Annotated in this window: 23 protein-coding genes; 14 read left to right on the top strand and 9 right to left on the bottom strand. The window is 51.9% G+C overall.

What is annotated here, in order from left to right; all coding sequences use genetic code 11:
• The first annotated feature begins 65 nt into the window (after positions 1-65).
• Positions 66-1,298, top strand: coding sequence for an NAD(P)/FAD-dependent oxidoreductase (locus tag J1836_RS01415; RefSeq protein WP_278189456.1), 1,233 nt, complete (start codon positions 66-68; stop codon positions 1,296-1,298).
• A gap of 98 nt (positions 1,299-1,396) precedes the next feature.
• Complete coding sequence (locus J1836_RS01410; RefSeq protein ID WP_207249485.1) at positions 1,397-2,602, top strand: NnrS family protein; 1,206 nt, start codon at positions 1,397-1,399, stop codon at positions 2,600-2,602.
• 10 nt (positions 2,603-2,612) lie between these two features.
• Here the strand turns inward: J1836_RS01410 and J1836_RS01405 are convergent, their stop codons facing one another.
• The 3 genes from J1836_RS01405 to J1836_RS21930 all read right to left on the bottom strand — a co-directional run bounded on the left by J1836_RS01405 (position 2,613) and on the right by J1836_RS21930 (position 4,679).
• On the bottom strand, positions 2,613-3,218 hold the full coding sequence (locus tag J1836_RS01405; protein WP_207249484.1) for an HAD family hydrolase: 606 nt from the start codon (positions 3,216-3,218) through the stop codon (positions 2,613-2,615).
• A 32-nt stretch (positions 3,219-3,250) separates the two neighbouring features.
• The gene (locus J1836_RS01400) at positions 3,251-4,396 is read right to left on the bottom strand and encodes an RNA-binding domain-containing protein (RefSeq protein ID WP_207249483.1); all 1,146 of its coding nucleotides are present in this window, start codon (positions 4,394-4,396) and stop codon (positions 3,251-3,253) included.
• A gap of 109 nt (positions 4,397-4,505) precedes the next feature.
• Positions 4,506-4,679 carry a hypothetical protein gene (locus J1836_RS21930; RefSeq protein WP_372447661.1) on the bottom strand — a complete coding sequence of 58 codons (174 nt, stop codon included), beginning with the start codon at positions 4,677-4,679 and terminating at the stop codon, positions 4,506-4,508.
• A gap of 156 nt (positions 4,680-4,835) precedes the next feature.
• Between J1836_RS21930 and J1836_RS01395 the strand changes: the two genes are divergently transcribed.
• Together J1836_RS01395 and J1836_RS01390 are read left to right on the top strand one after the other, a co-directional pair.
• Positions 4,836-5,015: a hypothetical protein gene (locus tag J1836_RS01395; RefSeq protein WP_207249482.1), complete on the top strand. Its 180-nt coding sequence runs from the start codon at positions 4,836-4,838 to the stop codon at positions 5,013-5,015.
• 96 nt (positions 5,016-5,111) lie between these two features.
• Positions 5,112-6,164: a thioredoxin family protein gene (locus J1836_RS01390; RefSeq protein ID WP_207249481.1), complete on the top strand. Its 1,053-nt coding sequence runs from the start codon at positions 5,112-5,114 to the stop codon at positions 6,162-6,164.
• Here the strand turns inward: J1836_RS01390 and dsbD are convergent, their stop codons facing one another.
• On the bottom strand, positions 6,165-8,051 hold the full coding sequence (dsbD, locus tag J1836_RS01385) for a protein-disulfide reductase DsbD (protein ID WP_207249480.1): 1,887 nt from the start codon (positions 8,049-8,051) through the stop codon (positions 6,165-6,167).
• Between the two features lie 155 nt (positions 8,052-8,206).
• On the opposite strand from dsbD, the gene J1836_RS01380 reads away from it, so the two are divergent.
• Genes J1836_RS01380 through J1836_RS01350 form a run of 7 tightly spaced genes read left to right on the top strand, consistent with a single transcriptional unit; the run spans position 8,207 to position 13,706 of the window.
• The gene (locus J1836_RS01380) at positions 8,207-8,662 is read left to right on the top strand and encodes a universal stress protein (RefSeq protein WP_207249479.1); all 456 of its coding nucleotides are present in this window, start codon (positions 8,207-8,209) and stop codon (positions 8,660-8,662) included.
• A 12-nt stretch (positions 8,663-8,674) separates the two neighbouring features.
• Positions 8,675-9,016, top strand: a complete 342-nt coding sequence (locus tag J1836_RS01375) for a YfiM family lipoprotein (protein ID WP_207249478.1) — start codon at positions 8,675-8,677, stop codon at positions 9,014-9,016.
• A 7-nt stretch (positions 9,017-9,023) separates the two neighbouring features.
• Entirely contained in the window at positions 9,024-9,908 is an 885-nt protein-coding gene (locus J1836_RS01370; protein WP_207249477.1) for an AEC family transporter, read from the top strand.
• A 31-nt stretch (positions 9,909-9,939) separates the two neighbouring features.
• Positions 9,940-10,602, top strand: coding sequence for a thioredoxin family protein (locus tag J1836_RS01365; RefSeq protein WP_242632688.1), 663 nt, complete (start codon positions 9,940-9,942; stop codon positions 10,600-10,602).
• Positions 10,586-11,584, top strand: a complete 999-nt coding sequence (locus J1836_RS01360; protein WP_207249476.1) for a TolC family protein — start codon at positions 10,586-10,588, stop codon at positions 11,582-11,584. The genes J1836_RS01365 and J1836_RS01360 overlap by 17 nt, the downstream gene beginning before the upstream one ends.
• Entirely contained in the window at positions 11,581-12,360 is a 780-nt protein-coding gene (locus J1836_RS01355) for an efflux RND transporter periplasmic adaptor subunit (protein ID WP_207249475.1), read from the top strand. Before J1836_RS01360 ends, J1836_RS01355 begins: the two co-directional genes overlap by 4 nt.
• 53 nt (positions 12,361-12,413) lie before the next feature.
• On the top strand, positions 12,414-13,706 hold the full coding sequence (locus tag J1836_RS01350) for an ATP-binding protein (RefSeq protein WP_207249474.1): 1,293 nt from the start codon (positions 12,414-12,416) through the stop codon (positions 13,704-13,706).
• An 11-nt stretch (positions 13,707-13,717) separates the two neighbouring features.
• Here J1836_RS01350 and J1836_RS01345 read toward each other — a convergent pair whose 3' ends face one another.
• The 4 genes from J1836_RS01345 to J1836_RS01330 all read right to left on the bottom strand — a co-directional run bounded on the left by J1836_RS01345 (position 13,718) and on the right by J1836_RS01330 (position 15,491).
• A complete protein-coding gene (locus J1836_RS01345; protein ID WP_207249473.1) occupies positions 13,718-14,077 on the bottom strand; it encodes an HVO_A0114 family putative DNA-binding protein in 360 nt (119 codons plus the stop codon).
• On the bottom strand, positions 14,067-14,207 hold the full coding sequence (locus J1836_RS21890; RefSeq protein ID WP_372447660.1) for a toxin-antitoxin system TumE family protein: 141 nt from the start codon (positions 14,205-14,207) through the stop codon (positions 14,067-14,069). The genes J1836_RS01345 and J1836_RS21890 overlap by 11 nt, the downstream gene beginning before the upstream one ends.
• 203 nt (positions 14,208-14,410) lie before the next feature.
• Positions 14,411-15,145 (bottom strand): monofunctional biosynthetic peptidoglycan transglycosylase, encoded by a 735-nt coding sequence (mtgA, locus tag J1836_RS01335; RefSeq protein ID WP_242632687.1) that lies wholly within the window; start codon positions 15,143-15,145, stop codon positions 14,411-14,413.
• A gap of 70 nt (positions 15,146-15,215) precedes the next feature.
• Positions 15,216-15,491, bottom strand: a complete 276-nt coding sequence (locus tag J1836_RS01330) for a hypothetical protein (RefSeq protein WP_207249472.1) — start codon at positions 15,489-15,491, stop codon at positions 15,216-15,218.
• A gap of 122 nt (positions 15,492-15,613) precedes the next feature.
• On the opposite strand from J1836_RS01330, the gene J1836_RS01325 reads away from it, so the two are divergent.
• The 3 genes from J1836_RS01325 to J1836_RS01315 are packed head-to-tail and all read left to right on the top strand — an operon-like array spanning position 15,614 to position 18,524.
• The gene (locus tag J1836_RS01325) at positions 15,614-16,540 is read left to right on the top strand and encodes an ABC transporter ATP-binding protein (protein ID WP_207249471.1); all 927 of its coding nucleotides are present in this window, start codon (positions 15,614-15,616) and stop codon (positions 16,538-16,540) included.
• Positions 16,537-17,310 carry an ABC transporter permease gene (locus J1836_RS01320; protein ID WP_207249470.1) on the top strand — a complete coding sequence of 258 codons (774 nt, stop codon included), beginning with the start codon at positions 16,537-16,539 and terminating at the stop codon, positions 17,308-17,310. The genes J1836_RS01325 and J1836_RS01320 overlap by 4 nt, the downstream gene beginning before the upstream one ends.
• A gap of 35 nt (positions 17,311-17,345) precedes the next feature.
• Positions 17,346-18,524, top strand: a complete 1,179-nt coding sequence (locus J1836_RS01315; protein ID WP_207249628.1) for a TIGR03862 family flavoprotein — start codon at positions 17,346-17,348, stop codon at positions 18,522-18,524.
• A gap of 5 nt (positions 18,525-18,529) precedes the next feature.
• Here the strand turns inward: J1836_RS01315 and J1836_RS01310 are convergent, their stop codons facing one another.
• Complete coding sequence (locus J1836_RS01310; RefSeq protein ID WP_207249469.1) at positions 18,530-19,195, bottom strand: Crp/Fnr family transcriptional regulator; 666 nt, start codon at positions 19,193-19,195, stop codon at positions 18,530-18,532.
• Positions 19,196-19,226: the final 31 nt, after the last annotated feature.

Genomic DNA, 19,226 nt, shown 5'->3' with positions numbered 1-19,226 from the left:
TGACTATGACACACGTAAATCGTCGGAACTTCCTTAAAGCGTTAGGGGCAGGTGGTTTGGTCTTAATGTCCGGGATATCCACACGGAGTTGGGGCGCAAACGCGAATGTGGTGATTGTCGGGGGCGGCACGGGTGGGGCGACAGCCGCCAAATACCTGAAGTTGGCAGACCCCAGCATCAATATTACACTCATCGAAAAGAACCCATCCTATTACACTTGCTACATGAGCAACGAGGTATTGAGTGGTGAGCGCACCTTGGATTCCTTGCAATTCGGTTACGACGCGCTGAAAAAGCGTGGTATTACTGTCGTACAAGCCGAAGTCACCGCGATTGATGCCACGGCACGGGTGGTAAAAACCACTGCTGGCAATTTCAGTTATGACCGTTGTATCGTTGCACCGGGGATTGATTACCGTTACGAAACCGTGGCGGGATACAGTGCCACCGTCGCCGAGCAAATTCCCCATGCGTGGAAAGCGGGCCCACAAACTACCCTACTACGTTCCCAACTTGAAGCTATGCCCAACGGTGGTACATTCGTGTTGGTTGCCCCACCAAACCCTTACCGTTGCCCACCAGCCCCTTACGAACGTGCCAGCCAAGTAGCCAATTATTTCAAAAAGTACAAACCGAACAGTAAGGTCATTATCCTTGACCCCAAAACCAGCTTTACCAAACAGCCCTTGTTTGAAGAAGCGTGGATGAAGTTGTACGGTTACGGCAGCAATAATGCCTTGATTGAATGGGTGGCGGGAGCGGATAAAGGGGTGGTTAGCCTAGATGCAGCCACTAAATCAGTTACCACGGTGGGCGGACAAACGCTCAGTGCAGGTGTGCTGAACCTTATTCCGGCACAAAAAGCGGGAGCGTTGGCATTTACGGCTGGTTTAACGGATGCCAGTGGTTGGTGTCCGGTAGGTTTTGCCAGCTTTGAGTCTACGTTGTATGAAAATATCCATGTCATTGGAGATGCATGCATTGCTAACCCCTTACCCAAATCAGGGTTTGCAGCCAACTCTGAGGCGAAAGCCTGTGCGTTGGCGGTAGCAGCGTTATTGAATGGACGTGAACCGGGACGAACCTCATTCAGTAACGGCTGCTACAGTATTGTCGGTGATGGCTATGCCATGTCCATTGTCGCGTTGTATCGACTATCGGCGGATCGGCAAATCATTGAAACCATACCCAACTCTGGGGGAACATCACCAATAGCCGCTTCCGATGAAGATCACTTGATTGACGTGCAATATGCTTATAGCTGGTATAACAACTTTACTCGTGACGTATTTCTTTGATGGATGCGCCGACCTGAATTCAGCTTTGAACCACTACTCGTTTTGGGCATTTATGCGCGTATAATCTAACGCTCTTAATACCCACACGGATGTCGTTCATGCTGCTAAACCTCGAAAAGCCCTATACCGGCAAATACGCCCTGCATCACCTTGGTTTTCGCCCGTTTTTCCTCGGCGCGGGGTTGTTTGCCGTGATTGGCATGATCCTGTGGGCAGGCATTTACGGCTTTGGCTGGTCTGGTTTACATGCCGATTACCCCGCCATTCAGTGGCACGCGCATGAAATGGTGTTTGGGTATGCCGTTGCAGTCGCCGCTGGCTTCCTGCTCACTGCTGTTAAAAACTGGACAAATCAGCAAACGTTGCACGAAGAGCCGTTGCTGGTGTTAGCAGGGGCATGGGCATTGGCTCGCTTACTGCCGTTTGTTGGCGTGCCGCTGATAGTGGTCGCCAGCGTCGATACGCTATTTTTACTCTGGCTCGCCATCGCCCTTGCCCGCCCGATTATTCGTAGCAAGCAGTGGAAACAATTGGCACTGGTCGGCAAGATTGCCTTACTCGTTCCTGCCAATATCGCGTTTTACCTCGGCATCTTGGGCTATTGGGCAGAAGGTGTGCAAGTCGGCTTGTATGCTGGTTTCTATATCATTTTAGCGCTAATTTTTACGATGGGGCGGCGCGTTATCCCCTTTTTCATTGAGCGCGGCGTGGGCTGCCCGTTCACGGCACGCAATGATGTATGGGTAGACCGTTTCAGTCTGGTGCTGTTCCTGCTGTTTGCGGTGGCAGATGTGATCGCGCTGGCAACGGGCAACGCGATGGCAGTATTGCTCACGGGCATCTTGGCGTTGGTGCAAGCGGTATTGCACGGCTTCCGCTTGCAAGGCTGGTATCACGCCAATATCTGGGAAAAGCCGCTGTTGTGGGCGTTGTATCTGGCGTATGGCTGGTTAGTGATCGGTTTCTTGCTGAAATTCCTCCACCTTGCAACAGGCATTGCGCCGGTGTGGATTCATGCGTTTGCGTATGGCGGCATTGCGCTGATGACGGTCGGCATGATGACGCGGGTTTCGTTAGGGCACACCGGGCGCGATGTGTCTGAGCCGCCAGCGATTTTGCCGATCATTTTCTTGCTGTTGTTTGCGGGTGCATTCGTGCGCGTGGTGAATGCGGCGCTTGTTCCAGAGTTTTACGCTATGTGGATTCTGAGCGCTCAATTGCTGTGGATTGCCGCGTTTGCGCTGTTTGTGTGGCAGTATGCGCCAATGCTGATTAAGCCGCGTATTGATGGGCGGTATGGTTAAGGGTTAGTCCTCACAAAATCGCCAACACTTCCGTCAAGGATTCAATGGTGTAATCCGGCTCAAACGGGTGCGCGTCGGCTTCGCGCCGGTAATGGATGGTGGTCATGCCGAAACGCTTGGCCACCGCCAGATTTTCGCGGCGGTCGTCGATGAAGGCAATGTGTTCACCCCCTACTCCGCTGGCTGTTATCAGCACTTCGTAAATCGCCGGTTCCGGCTTTTGGCACTTGACCACGCCGCTGATAATGCGCGGCTCGAAACGTTCACTGAATGCAAACCGCGCTTCCAACATGTCACCCCATTCTGCCCCTAAATTGGAGAGGATGCCGAGGCGGTAACGTTGTGACAGCGCGTAGGTCACTGCCGCCAAGTCCGCATCCAATTCAAAAAAGTTGAGGAATTGCTGGCGGATGGGTGATTCCAGCGTCAAACCGATACCTTCCCAAAACGCCGCTTCGCTAATCTGCCCGCCCGTGTAAGCATCATAATACGGCTTGACGGCAGCTTTGGTCATGGTAGGTGATAACAACGGCAGCAAACCGTGGGTGACAAGGTGTCCGTCGGAAATCACGACACCGAACAGGTCGAAGGCGATGAGTTTGAGGGTGGGTTGCATGGCTTAACTCTCGATTATTGGTGACAATGGCGTTATAAAGGCAACACGACGCGCAGCTCTTCGCCGAGTTCGTAAACGTTGACCTCTTTGCCAATCTGCTGCATTTCGCGGTAAATCATCGGGAAACCGCGCCCTAAACGGTCAATGTAACGCAGGTTATCCATGAATTTCAGCAGCACCGGATTGGAAGCATAAGACACTCCAGAACGCAGTTTTTCCACCGTAACGGTATTGGGCAAACGCCCCGGACTGATGCACTCAATGCGGTCATCAAACATGAAAATACGGATGCGAGAGCCAGCAATGGCGTAATTGCGGTGGACGCAGGCATTCACCACCATTTCACGCAACACCTTATCGGGCGGCAGTTGGCGGGTATCTTTGCGCTTCATGCCTTCGATGGTGGAGGGGCGCAACAGATTATTTTTCATCACGGCGACGGCAGCATCCACTTGCTGGGGCAATGTACCAATGATTTCTTGGCGGTCGATCAACTCAGCCGCGATTTCTAAACCGTTAAAGTGGGCAAACATAATGGCAGCTTGCGGCAAATAGCGTGACGGGTTGATCCCGAACATTAGCAAACCGCCAATGGTGGGTTCACCGGAGGGCGCAAGAATATCGGTATTGATCAATAACTGACGGCGGGCAATATCCGCTTCCTTAGAAAACTCAAACCCGTAGTTGGCGAAATAGCTATCGAGTGCTGCCATATTGAGGTCGTTGATACTGGCGTTGGCGACTGGCAGGGTGTCGTAATGGAACACGCCGGACATTTGAAATAAGCGCATCAATTCGGCTTGTGTCGCCACGCGATTGGTTGAGCCGACCCGCATCAGGTATTTATCACCCGTTTGGTAAGGCTTGTCGCTGCCTTTGGGAACAGCGACTACCGCAACCCGCGTTGCATTGATCGCGACGGTTTCGTAAGTCACGGTCAAGGCGGGAATCACGGCTGTGCGGGCGATATTCATCACCCACTCTTCGAGTTGGTCTGAACCGTCGATGCCAAGCACTGTGCCATCATCCGCCACACCGAGCAGGATTGTACCGCCAGCACTGTTGGCGAATGCCACCATTTCACGGGCTAAGGCTTCAGGGCGCAGCGGCAATGCCTTGAATTCGACGGCGGCGTTTTCGCCTTGTTGGATCAGGGTTTGGAGTTCTTGGGGAGTCATGGTTCGGCTCTGGTTGTAGGAGGGGCTATAAACACTCCTCCAAAAATTTCTGTTTCACTATCAGGTAGTCTAGACGATTTTTCTGCAATACCAATAAATTGGCTGTTTTTCACCTATCCAGCCCCAGCCATTTTTCTTCCAGCCTTGCCAAACGAATATGGACATCATCCGTATGGTAAGAACTCAATATGCTTGGATCAGGCCAAGATCCTGAAACATTTTTAACATTTATCTCCATATATTTCACCGCTATATTTTTTATTTTTTTGCTCCTCGATTCCAATATTATTTTAGATATATATTCTCTTTTGCTCAGCAAAGAAAAATCCAGCTCTTAAGTTCAAAAACATTGAAACAAAAAAATTAATTATTAGCGCACTTGCCTCCTTCACCCCTATCAACCACACTAACCAGCATCATTACATCACTGGAGTACTCCATGCTACGCCAAGTCCCTACCCTACCAGTGTGCCAAAACCTCGACGAACTGTTAAACGAAGTCCAATACAAGCGTATAACCCGCCAAATGCAGCAAGCCTTTCAAGATATGCAGGAAGCTGACCTCAGCGAGTTACTGGATGATGCAATTCAACATTCACGCCGCACCATTCAACCATAACCAACCCTAGAAATATCCCACCTATAAACAACCTGCTAAACTGCCTCCATAACCCAATAATATCACTGCATTACCGCTATTTGAGGAGGTCGTTCCATGAAATACATCCTACCCATTACGCTGGCATTACTAGCGGTATCAGCCTACGCCGCTGAACCCGCCGCCGCCCCCACCCAACTCGAAGCCGGTCTAGTCAACCCCGGCGCTATCGACAAACCCGCGTGGTTCAAAGAATCCTTCCTCGACCTGCGCGATGACATCAAAGAAGCCAGCGCCGCTAACAAGCGCTTGGTGCTGTATTTCTACCAAGACGGCTGCCCGTATTGCGCCAAACTCATCCAAGACAATTTCGGCAAGCAAAGTATTACCGACAAAACGCAGAAAAACTTCGATGTCATTGCGATTAATATGTGGGGCGACCGCAGCGTAACCGCTGTTGACGGCAAAGAAACCACCGAAAAGGTATTCGCGACTGACCTCAAAGTGCAATACACCCCCACCATGCTATTCCTCGACGAAACCGGCACAGTGGTATTGCGCGTCAATGGCTATTACGCCCCCGAAAAATTTGAATTAGCACTGGATTTTGTATCCGGCAAACACGAGAAAAACGGCAGCTTCAAAGAGTACTACAGCAAGCTCAAAGCCGAAGGCAAAGCGGTTAATGCCGACAAAACTTACACCTTGCCCAACGCATTGCCTGCCCCGCTACGCCTGCAAGATGCTCGCAAAGACAGTAAACGCCCACTGCTGGTAGTCTTCGCCCAGCAAGAATGCGACACCTGCGATGAACTCTACAACGACATTCTCAAACGCAAAGAAGTCGCCTATTCCCTCAGCAATCTCGATTTAGCACAAGCCAATCCAGACGACACCGCCAACATCCAAACCCCTGATGGCAAGGAAATGACGGTCGCCGAATGGGCAAAAGCGTTAGAAATCAAATACAGCCCCAGCCTCGTCTTCTTCGATACCGCTGGCAAAGAAGTGTTCCGCACCGAAGCCTACTTCAAAGCCTTCCACACCCACGGCGCACTCGATTACGTCACCTCCAGCGCGTATACGTGGATGCCCGAATTCCAACGCTACCTGCAACACCGCCGCGAAGCCCTTGCAGCCCACGGCTTCCCTGCGGATTTGATGGAATAACTACTGCAACGCCTTGCTTAAATGCCCCGCAAACGCGGCGGCTGGCATAAACCCAATCTGCCGGAAGGGGCGCAATTCCTCGCCATTTTTGTTGAAGAACAGGATGGCAGGTGGCCCCACAATCTGAAACTGTTTCAATAAGGCCTTGGTTTCGGCATTCGTTGCGGTCACATCCGCTTTAACCAAAATGGCATTGCGCAACAATGCCTGCACGGCGGGATCAGCAAAGGTGTACTTTTCCATTTCCTTACACGTCACGCACCAGTCGGCGTAGAAATCCACCATCACCGGCTGACCTTTCGCATCTTGCACCGCTTGCTGCAACTCCGCCAAGGTCTTGACGGTATTGAACTGCAACCCCGTCGGCGCACCCGCTACCCCACCCGCAGCGTTAGCATTCTGCCCCACGCTCAAACCTTGCAACGGTTGCAACAAATCCCCTTTGCCCGTCGCACTGCCAACCATCAGCAAGCTGCCGTAGATCAGCAACAAAATACCTACACCTTTCCAGAATTTGCGCCAACCGCTGACGTTTTCCGGCAAGTGGCTCAATGCGCCAAGGAAAATCGCGGAGATCACCAACAATGCTGCCCACAATAACAATACGAGCGGTGCAGGCAAAATGCGCTCCAACATCCAAATCGCCACTGCCAGCATCATGACGCCGAAGACCGCTTTCACCGCCTCCATCCACATGCCCGCACGCGGCAACCACTTCCCAGCGGAAGTTCCCACCAGCAACAATGGAATCCCCATCCCCATGCTCAAGGCAAACAATGCCATGCCGCCCAATACCGCGTCACCTGTTTGCCCAATGTAAATCAGCGCCCCCGCCAGCGGTGCAGCCACGCACGGCCCCACAATTAACGCTGACAACGCGCCCATAATGGCAACGCCAATCACGCTACCGCCTTCCTGTTTATTGCTGAGATGATTCAAACGGCTCTGGATGCTGGATGGCATTTGCAATTCGTAAAAGCCAAACATCGACAGCGCCAGCAACACAAAAATGGCACTGAACGTCCCCAACACCCACGGATTTTGAAACATCGCTTGCAAGTTTTGCCCGAACATCCCCGCCAACACGCCTGCGACGGTATACGTCAACGCCATTGCCAATACATAAGCTAACGATAGAATGAAGGCTTTGCGCCCCGTCATGTTTTTCTGCCCCACAATAATGCCGGACAGAATCGGGATCATCGGGAACACACACGGCGTAAATGCCAACAATAAACCAAATCCCAAAAAGCCCAGCAAGGTCAGCGCGACATTACCATTCGCCAGTGTCGCCGCAATTTGATCTTGTTCGGAAAGCGGCGCAGTTATCGTAGGCTGTGCCGCTTCAGCGACCGCCCCCGGCAATTCCGTTTCTACCCACGTCACCGTGGGTTGTTCACCCGCCTCCACTTCCGGCAAGGTGACTTGGAAGGCTTTGCGTTCTGGCGGGTAACACAGCACATTTTCCGCACACCCTTGCCAACTGACATCCAGTGTAAAATGGGCGGCAATGCTGGGATTACTGCGTTGCAACGGCAAGCGAATGTCAGCGACATTGTGGACGGCTTCGATTTTACCAAAGAATTCATCTTGCTTAACGTCACCACTGGGGAGCTGGGCTTGTCCCAAGGTTACGCCATCGGCTTCAGAAATTTTGACAAGAAATTTGTCTTTGTAGAGGTAGTGATCAGGAGCAATGACCCATTGCAACTTTACGTTGTCGCCTTCCAGCGTAGGTTTGCCTAATGCAAACGCCTGTTCGGATGTCAGGCTTTCATCGCCAAAATCAAACGCCGTATCGGCGGCAGTCGCCACGCCCATCACCAAGCAACAAAATGCGATCACGCCATAGCGCAGGTAGCGGAACAACCGCTGTTGAATACCCATATCTACCTCTCCTCCAACCACTAACCATTATTATCAGTACGTCAGTGTAATAGAATTAGATGCAAATTGTCAGAACACCGAAAAATTGACCTAGATCATTCCTGACCCTGCTAATCCATCACATGATGAGCGCAGCCCATCAACAGGAGAAGACCATGAAACCCTATCAACGCATCCTTGTGCCAGTCGATTTCACCAAAATCAGCAATACCATCGTCGCCCGTGCCAATGAATTGGCGAACTTTTACCAAGCACATCTTACCCTGCTCAATGTGTTGGAAGACGCATCACTCGGCAATGTTGCCTTCGGTGGCACTGACAAGCTCGGTATGTCACCCGTCATGCGAAAAAACCAAACCAACTTAGCCACCGAGAAACTCCGCAAGCTCGCCGATAGCCTGAGTGGCATCGCCACAATTGCACTGGAAACCACCTACGCCAGTGGCAAGCCCAGCGAAGCCATCATCCAATTTGTTAAAGACAACGGCATTGATCTGGTGGTAGTCGGCAACAGTGGCAAGAAAAGCGTGCTGGGTTTCATGGGTTCTACCGCTGAAGCTACCCTCAAAGGCGTTCCCTGTGATGTAATGGCGGTACGAATAATGGATTGAGCATCGCCCTACATGAAATCCCCTAAAGCCTTGCAGGCAACTGTCCTGCTCATGTTGCTGTTATCCACTCACTTGACCCATGCAGATGAGTGGACAGGCAAGGATAAGTCTCTGCATTTTGGTGTCTCTGCCGCGTTGGGCGTTGCTGCCTACGCACAAACGCATGACCGAACCAAAGCGTTTGCGTGGGCTATCGCGCCGGGTGTTCTCAAAGAAATTGCAGATAGCCAAAGTGATGGCAATCAATTCAGTAGCAAAGATTTAGCATGGGACGCACTCGGTGCATTCGTTGGCGTACAAGCCGGACATTGGGTCATCGGTCATCAGCAGATTGCTTGGGTAACGACGTTTTGAACCACTCATGCTAGAAGCCACCTTACGCATTCTCAGTATCATCTTTCCGGTCTTCGCGTGCGCCGCTATGGGTGCGGCGTATGGCTATTTCCGCCGCCCCGATATGGCGGTGGTGAATCGTTTGAACATGGAATTCTTTGCGCCCTTTCTGGTGTTCTGGGCGCTGATGGATAAACCGTTTGATTTCGTGGCATACCGCGACCTAGCGATTGGCGGGATAACGGTAGTGCTCGGTTCGGGTTTGTTATTGTTGCCAATTGCGTGGCTATTACGCATTAATCTGAAAACCTTTTTGCCGCCGATGATGTTCAATAATTCCGGCAATATGGGTATTCCACTGGTGCTGTTTGCGTTTGGGGAAACCGCGCTGCAAGCGGCGATTGTGCTGTTCATTATTGAAATGGTGCTGCATTTTACGGTGGGATTTTACATCCTCAATCACCGTACCAACCCGTTTAACTTGCTGAAAATGCCAATGATTCAAGCCACGATTCTGGGGTTATTGTGCAGCAGTTTACACATTACCTTGCCGGATGCCTTGGCAAATACCGTGAAACTATTGGGGCAAGTGTCAGTACCGCTATTGCTGTTTTCCTTGGGCGTGCGTTTATTGGATGTGAATTTGCGTGATTGGAAACTCGGCACATTTGGCGCAATCGCAGGGCCTGCGGCGGGCATTGCTTGCGTGTATTTGGTCATGCCGTTGCTGCACTTAGATGCCACCCAATACGCGCAATTGCTGATCTTTGCCGCACTCCCTCCGGCGGTGCTGAATGTGTTGGTGGCGGAACAATATCAGCAAGAGCCGGATCGCGTTGCCTCGATTGTACTGCTGGGTAATCTTGCCAGTTTACTCATTATGCCTGCTATACTGTGGTTCGCATTGTCATAATAACAGTAGACAACATTAGGAGGATTTCAACGTGTTACGTACCATTCTATTGACTGCGTTTGTATCACTGAGCGTGTCCATATCCACCGTGATGGCGGATGACAAGCCAGTAACCACGCCCAGTGCTTCATTGGCAGATAAACCTGCACCTGCCGCAGATACCAAAGCAACCGAAACAACCACGACACCTGAAGTGGAAATCCGCGAAGCAGCCAAATTCTTCGACGAAAGCTTCAATGACATGAAGGAAGAACTCGCCACCGCCAAAGCCGACGGCAAAAAAGGCGTGCTGATGATGTTTGAAATGGACGAATGCCCGTTCTGCCAACGCATGAAAAGCACTGTCCTCAACCGCAGCGATATTCAAGATTACTACAAAGAAAACTTCCGCATTGTCAGCGTCGATATTGAAGGCGACGTGGAATTAACCAACTTTAAAGGTGATGCCACGACTCAAAAAGACTTTTCCTTGAAAGAATTCCGCGTGCGTGCCACGCCCGTATTCCAATTCATTGGCTTGGATGGCGAGCCAATGAAAAACGGGCGGCTAACCGGCGCAACCAAAGACGCGGATGAATTCATGCTGTTTGGCAAATACGTCGTCGATAAAAAGAATGAGGAAACACCGTTCTCGAAATTCAAGCGCGAGCAAGGTGGCGATGCGGCTGCCAAGGCTGATGATGCGAAGAGTTAAGGCTTGCTGGTGGGGGGTGTTATCCCCCCTGATCATCTTCACGAGTGTGCAAGCTGCCGATGTTCCTGACCCGTTGAGCCTTGATCAGGCAGTCAACTACGCGGAAGGTCATCCCCGCAGCCAGCTAGCACCTGACATTGCGTTGCGCCACCCTGCCCCGCAGCCGCTGTATTTGGATTGCCATAATCTGGCGTATAACAGCAATACGGGGGCAGACAATCAGCGCGACCGCTTGCTGCCCAACCTGATTGCGCCGCTAGAAAAACAACGCCTCGACATTATGGAGCGGTTTTTCGATGTGGTACTGGCAGATTCGAGCGCGGTGCGTGATAACGAAAACATGGCGGTGTATTTCATCCCACTCGACCGCACGCGTACCCGTTTGGAGTTGAAAGAGTTTTCGGAATTGGATGTGGCGGAACTCGACGCAGAATACCAAGTAGTGCGCCAGCAAGGAGCTGCCAGTGCTGCCTCGCAACGCTTAACCCGTTCGCTATTGGCGCAAGCCATCAATAATCCGCAAAAACTGCCGAATGAGCTGAATCCACCCACGATTGGCGCATTTCCAACCGAATTACCGCCGTTGGATGAATTGGTCGAAACCAGCCTGAAAAACAACAAATGGCTGGATGACCGCCGCGACGATGCCACCGCCGAAGAACGCGCCGTCATCGACATGGAATTACGCCAACACCTCCTCGAATTGCTGCTGCGTTTGGATGTGTTCAAGGTAGCCGAAGAACGTTCCCAAGCGGAAATTCTGTGGCGTGATTATTATCTGGAACGCAGCCGCACGTTGTATGAGCAAGAAGTCAAATCCGACATTGGCGATGCGATGACCCAGCAAAGCAAAGCCCGCTTGCAACAACAGCAAATCCAATTCTGCCGCGCCCTGACCTTTGCGCAATTAAACGCCTTGCAAGGCAATCCGGTTTGGCCGTTGCCGAAACCTGCCCCGAAAACAGAGGATAAGCCAGCATGAAACACTTCTCGACTACCCTCCGGCTCGTATTACCTGCCCTGTTGCTGTGCAGTTTGCCTGTGCACGCACTGGAACTGAAAGGTCGTCTGGAATGGCAGCACAAGGTGGATATGCGCGTCGTCGAAAACGGTGTGATTGATGCGGTGAATGTGACCACGGGGCAACATGTCAACAAAGGTGATTTACTGGTACGCATGGATCAGCGCAAACAAAAAGCGGCGTTGCTGGAAGCCAAAGCGCGGGTAGCCCGTGCCACGTTGAGCATGGATGACGCGGAACGTGATATGGCGCGTACCCAAGAGCTGTTTGATCGCGGTTTGATTGCCGAGGAAGAACTCAAAGACGGCGAGTTGAAAAAAGCGGTAGCCACCACCGAAATGGAATCGGCGAAAGCAACGGAAGAAGCCGCGCAAGTCGCCTTGGGGCATACCGAACTCAAAGCACCATTTGCGGGGATTATTGCCGCCAATAATGCGTGGCAAGGTGCGGTGATTTTTGCAGGCAAGCAAGACCAGCCGCTGGTTAGCCTAGCACCCGATGATCAGATGTTGGCACGTGTGTTGGTGACGGCGGATGTTTTGCGGCGTTATGCGGTGGGTTCGACAGCGCAAGTGCAGGTGAACGGCGATAACCGTAGCGGCAAAGTCTACAGCCAAGGCGTGGAAGCGGTGCGGATCGAACCGGAAGGCGCGATTTACGAGCTGGATATTCTCTTTAAGCGCAATGCGAAAGAGGTGTTACGTCCGTCGGAATCGGTGCGGGTGATATTGCCTTAATATTTTTTAGAAATCTTCCTTCTAATAAGGAAGATTTCTACTAAAATAGCAGTATGACTAAGAAAGAACTGCTGAAAACATTGATCCGTGACTTCCACCTGCGCGATATTCCCGCGCTGAAGCCACGCCTGTTAGACATCCCCTTACACCTCAACAAAGTGGTGACATTGACAGGCGTGCGGCGTAGCGGCAAGTCATCCATCCTCTTGCAAGCTATTGAACAATTACGCCAAACCGTGCCGCGTGAGCAGATTGTTTACCTGAATTTTGAGGACGAGCGGTTGGATCTCGCTACCCACGAGCTGGATTTGATTGTGCAGGCTTACCGTGAACTGTATCCAGCATTGGATTTAGCGCAGTGCTACTTTTTCTTTGACGAAATCCAAAATATTCCACGTTGGGAGTTGTTTGTGCGGCGGCTGGATGACAGTGTGTCGCGCCATTTGTTTATTACGGGGTCTAACAGCAAATTGCTGGGAAGCGAAATCGCGACGGCTTTGCGGGGTAGAACCTTGCGTTATGAAGTATTTCCACTGTCATTTGGCGAATATCTGGCGTTTCAAGGGATTTTGCCTGACTTGCATTCTTCTCAATCCGTCGCCTTAATCAACGTTGCTTTTGAACAATTTATGCTGCACGGTGGCTTTCCTGAGGTGGTGTTGCTGGATGATGACAACATCCGCCGCAAGCTGCTGACCGAATATTTCGATGTGATGATCTATCGCGACCTGATCGAGCGTTATCAGGAACGTAATGTGCAAGCACTCAAGTTTTTTCTACGGCGTTGCATCGAAGGTGTGACTAGCCCGTTATCAATCAACAAAATTCACAACGAACTCAAGTCTGCGGGATTTCGTGTCAGCAAAGACACGCTGCACCAGTATTTGGAACAAGCGAATGCGATTTACTTGCTGCAATTGGCGTACAAATATGACCCGTCATTGGTGCGGCGTGAATTAGGCGACAAAAAAGCCTATATCGTCGATAACGGCTTGATCAATGCCTTTAGCTGGCGAGCGGGGCAAGACAAAGGCAAGTTGCTGGAAAACCTGATGGCAATGGAGTTACGCAAGCAAGGGTTGGAACTGCTGTTTGTGAAAGGGGCGCAGGAATGCGATTTTGTGGTGCAGCAACCAACGGGCGAGTTGTTACCGATGCAGGTGTGTTATGAGTTGGGTGATCCCACCACCCGTGCGCGGGAGGTAGCGGGATTGCTGGCAGCTTGCCGTTTTTGCGGTGTTCAGCAAGGGGTGATTGTGACGCGGGATGAAGACGCGCAGTGGCAGGAAGACGACGGGGTAACTATCAAGGTTGTGGCTGCTTGGCGGTATTTGCTTTGCGCGTAATCGGTTTTAAATCAAGCTGCCATTCCCAATTTGAAATGGGTTTCTATTTCATCCCAAGGGACAAACACCAGCCCGTTTTTGTCTTTTTGCACTAGCCCCAATTCATGCAGTGTTTGAATGTCAGTATGCACATTCTTGTAATCGCGTCCTAACAATTGCGCCAATTGGTTGATGTTTTGTTCGCCGCGTCGCTTCAGAACATCCAGCAGTTCCCAGCGTTTGGGAGTGAATGCCCGCATGAAGCCAGCCATGCTTTCAAAACTCAAGCGATTGACGGGGCTGGCGGGTTTACCGCTTTTCCAGACATCCATGAAGTCTTGAAGTGCGTCTTCTGCTGTGCCGATATAGACCAATAGTGTTTTATCGTTCATGTTTTACCCTCTTTACATCGTCTAAAAAGTCCCTCACCAACACATCCAAGCCACTGAATGTGTAAGGATATTCCTGCCCGTGAATATGTTTGTGGTCGCCCTTGCCGCGTTCGTTGTCATAACCGACAATTCGTTCCCCATCTTTGCCGTAGTACAGGCTGTACTTGTAATGGTGCTAGCTACCAAACACGGGTTTAGGCAGATCCCAGATGACAAGCTGCTGGATTGCGCCATCATCAAAAGCATGTTTACTGTCGAGGAGTTTCTTGGCTTTCATCATGGTATGATATGCCATAACGAAAGGATTACAAGCGCAGAATGTACGCTTTCGACTCAATCCAAACGCTGCAAATACGCCGCCCCACCAATCGAGCGCATCTGCCGCAAAATCCGCCCCTGCCGCGCCCGCACATACCCCGATGGCTTCACCGCGCTGTATTTACTCGGCGCGGGCAACACCGCTGCCAGCAATGCCGCATCCGCAGCCCCCAGCTTGCCGACCGACTTATGCAGCAAATTCGCACTCGCCGCCCCCACGCCATAATCCGCCTTACCAAACTGCGCGGTATTCAGGTAAACCTCCAAAATCCGCTCTTTCGACCAAAAGATTTCCATCACCCCAGCAATGCCCCATTCCAAGCCCTTGCGCACATAACTCCGCCCTTCCCACAGGAACAGGTTTTTCACCAACTGCTGAGTAATCGTGCTACCGCCGCCTTTGCCGCGCCCGCGCATTTCCGCCCGAATCGCCGCCTCGGTCGCCACCATATCAATGCCCCAATGTTCCGCAAACCGTTGATCTTCGGAGGCAATCACCGCCAACTGCATGTGGCGCGGAATCTCCTCCAAACTCACCCAGTCGTGGCGCACAAACGGCGTTTCCGCGCTAAAGATGGCCACCACATCTTGCCGCAACATAAACGCCGAGGTCGGCACCGGCAGCCAGCGAAAAATCAGCAGCCAGACCACCAGAGCAAGCAGCATCGCCAGCGGTACACGCCATAGCCAATGCCAATGCCAATGCCAATGCCAATGAGGTTTAACGGTGTTGAATAATAATGTTAGCAATGCATCCCCTCCCACAACAGGCGGCACTGTAGCCAGTTCATTGCTAGGATACAATACGTCTATAGCGGTTTTACTCTCGATGGGGGAATTCCCGTATCTCCACCACGCAAGTATTGCTAACGGCACAATTCGTGGTCAAATTACTGTCTCGCAAGCTCCCCAAAGCCGCATCATGCTGGCGTTGTATCGTTTGCAATGTCAACAAGTGCTGCTGCGCCTGCAACAACTGCACTTGTGCTTGTAAAAATGCCTCACGCTCCGTTTGCGCAGGGAGCGCTGCATCCTCTGTAGAACAAGCGTTCAATAAACTGAGGCATACCAACATACCTAATACCGTCTTTTTCATGCTCACTTTACCTACCATTAATCAGGTAACTACTATAACGGGAATACGAAGAGTGGCTTTACGCCTTCAAGCGGGAACATGCTACCATCTGGTAACTTTGGCACAGAACGTATACGTACATCATGACAATAGCTCTCGACATTCAAGGCTTACAAAAAACCTACGGCAACGGTTTCACCGCGCTGAAAGGCATCGACTTGCGCGTGGAACAAGGCGACTTCTTCGCCCTACTCGGCGCAAACGGGGCAGGCAAATCCACCACCATCGGCATTGCCAGCTCCTTGGTGAATAAAACCGCAGGCAAGGTCAGCATTTTCGGCTACGACCTCGACACCCAGCGCGAACAAGCCAAAGCGCAAATCGGGCTAGTGCCGCAAGAATTCAACTTCAATATCTTCGAGCCAGTCGTCGAAATCCTCGTGAATCAGGGCGGCTATTACGGCATCCCGCGTGCGGAAGCGTTTGCCCGTGCCGAAGTCTTGCTCAAGCAACTCGGCTTGTGGGAAAAAGCCCGCGACCAAGCCCGCACCCTCTCCGGTGGCATGAAACGCCGCCTGATGATTGCACGTTCCCTCATCCACCAACCGCGTCTGCTCATCCTCGACGAACCCACGGCGGGCGTTGACATCGAAATCCGCCGCTCGATGTGGGAATTCCTGCGCAAGCTCAACGCGGATGGCACCACCATCATTCTCACCACCCACTATCTCGAAGAAGCCGAAAGCCTGTGCCGTAATATTGGCATTATTGACCGTGGCGAGCTGATCGAAAACACCAGCATGAAACAGCTTCTCAACCGACTGGACACCGAAAGCTACGTCTTCGACCTTGCCAGCCCCGTGGATATATTGCCGACCACCAGCAACCTGTGCCATTTCACCCTGCAAGACCCGACTACCGTGGAAGTCGTGTTCCACAAAGAACACTATTCGCTCAATAAAGTCTTCGCCTTCCTCAATGAACACGGTGTCATCGTCAACAGTATGCGTAATAAAACCAACCGCTTAGAACAGCTTTTCATGGATTTAGTGGAGAACAACAAGCATTGAATGCACAACAACAATGGACAGCCTACACCACCATTCTGGTCAAAGAAGTGCTGCGTTTCACACGAATCTGGGTGCAAACTATTGTCCCCCCCGTGATCACCACTGCGCTGTATTTCGTCATTTTCGGTAACTTAATCGGCTCGCAAATTGGCGACATGGGCGGGCATAGCTACATCGACTTCATCACACCGGGGTTGATCATGATGACGGTGATTACCAACTCCTACGCTAACGTGGTGTCGTCGTTTTATGGCAGCAAGTTTCAGGGCAATATCGCCGAAATGCTGGTGTCGCCCATGCCGAATTGGATCATTCTAGCAGGTTTTATTAGCGGTGGCGTAGCGCGGGGTTTAGCCGTTGGGCTGGCGGTCACATTGGTGTCATTGCTGTTCAGCGACTTGAGCGTGCAACACATTTTCATCACCTTTACCATCGTACTGCTGACTTCCACGCTGTTTTCGCTGGCGGGGCTGATCAATGCGGTGTACGCGAAAAGTTTCGATGACATCACCATTGTGCCGACTTTTGTGCTGACACCGTTGACGTATTTGGGTGGGGTGTTTTACTCGATTGCGATGCTATCACCACTCTGGCAGAACATTTCCTTGCTGAATCCCGTGCTTTACATGGTAAATGGCTTCCGTTATGGCATTTTGGGTGCGTCGGATATGTCGATCTGGCTGAGTTACGGGGTAATCATGGCATTTATCCTGCTGCTGGGCTGGTTTAGCCTGCATTTGTTGAACAAAGGGATTGGGATTCGCAGTTGAGTGTGATCATTATCGGCGGCGGCCCCGCTGGGTTGATGGCTGCCGAACAACTTACCAACATGGGTTACAGCGTGGATTTGTACGACGCGATGCCCACACTGGGGCGCAAGTTCTTGCTGGCAGGCATTGGCGGTTTGAACATTACCCACTCTGAACCGTTTGACGCATTTTGCAGCCGCTACGCCGAACGTCAACCGCAATTACAACCGCTGTTAGCACGTTTTGGGGCAGAGGAATTGCGGGCGTGGTGTGCGGAATTGGGGGTGGAAACGTTTGTTGGTACGTCGGGACGGGTATTTCCCAAGGAAATGAAGGCTGCACCGCTGTTGCGGGCGTGGTTGGCACGGCTGAAGCGTAACGGGTTGCGGGTGCATCCGCGTCATCGTTGGATGGGGTGGGATCCACATGGGCAGCTCATGTTCGAGACACCTCAAGATACAGTTATCGTTCCCTACACCGCCGTCATCCTCGCGCTCGGCGGTGGTAGCTGGAAAAAACTCGGCAGCGATGGCGCATGGGTCAAACTGCTAACCGACCGTCACATCCCCCTCGCCCCCTTAAAACCCGCCAACTGCGGCTTTCTGTGTGCATGGAGCGAACACCTCAGCAGCCGCTTTGCGGGTTCACCCCTAAAATCCGTCACCCTAAGTTTCACAGCTCTTAACGGGAAAACCGAAACGCGTATGGGTGAAATGATCATCACAGAACGCGGTGTGGAAGGCAGCGTGATCTACGCCTTTGCCGCCCGCTTGCGTGATACCCTCAGTGCCCACGGTTCAGCCACCTTCCATCTGGATTTGCTTCCCAACCACAGCCACGCCCAGCTTGAAGCCGCTTTGCACAAAAAGCCTGCCAACAAAACGCTGGGCAACTTCCTGAAAAGCCACTGGAAACTGGATGGGGTAAAAGCAGCACTGCTGTTTGAAACGCTGGATAAAACCCACTGGCAGAACATTCCACTGCTGGCAGCAACCTTAAAAGCCATTCCCATCACCGTGACCGCCACCACGCCAATAGACGAGGCCATCAGCACCGCAGGCGGCGTACCGTTTGAAGCCTTGGATGAAAATTTGATGTTGCGGCACTTACCGGGAGTATTTTGCGCGGGGGAAATGTTGGATTGGGAAGCGCCGACAGGCGGTTATCTCCTGACGGCGTGCTTCGCCAGCGGACGAGAGGTCGGAGAGGGCGTCATCCGCTGGTTGGTACGCTGACTCACTTACTCATCCCGTAACTGCCGCAGCTTCTCAGGCGCTAATACCACGATTTGCGCATTTTCTTCGCGGATCACGCCCTGTTCCTTCATCCTGCCCAACACCCGCGAAAACGTTTCCGGTTGCAAGCCCAACCGAGCCGCTACCAGTGCTTTGGTCGACGGTAGCTGGATACATTGTTCATCAGCCTCTGCCGACAAAAAAGCCAGAAAATAGCCCGCCACTTTTTGCTGGGCGGTAGACATACTGAGCGCATGGATGTCATTCACAAACCGGTGTACCCGCAAACTCAGGCTTGCCAGCATTTTCAGCGCCAACCCAGTGTTTTGTTCAACCTGTGCTTTGATCACCTCAGCGGGGATCGCAATCATCTCCAGCGCGTCAATCGCACTCGCACAAACGGGGTATGGCCTACCCAATAAGGCCACTGATTCAGCAAATGTTTCACCTGCGCGGATGATTTCAATCACTTTTTCCTTACCATCATGGGTCAGGCGGTACAGGCGCACACTGCCTTTCAGCACCAGAAACAACTGGATTGCCGGGTCACCTTCAATAAACAGTTGCTGACCAGCGACACAAGACACTTTACGGGAAGCATTGGCAATGGGTAGCAAGTCGTGTTGGGTCAAATTTTGAAAGAGGGGGGCAATACGCAGTAACTGCTCCATGTTGCATCCTTGTCGTGAGGGTATTGGCATC

The sequence above is a fragment of the Thiothrix fructosivorans genome, assembly GCF_017349355.1.
Classification (GTDB): Bacteria; Pseudomonadota; Gammaproteobacteria; order Thiotrichales; family Thiotrichaceae; genus Thiothrix; species Thiothrix fructosivorans.
Note: the sequence above shows the minus strand (reverse complement) of the source record. Positions and strands in the feature narration are given on the sequence as shown.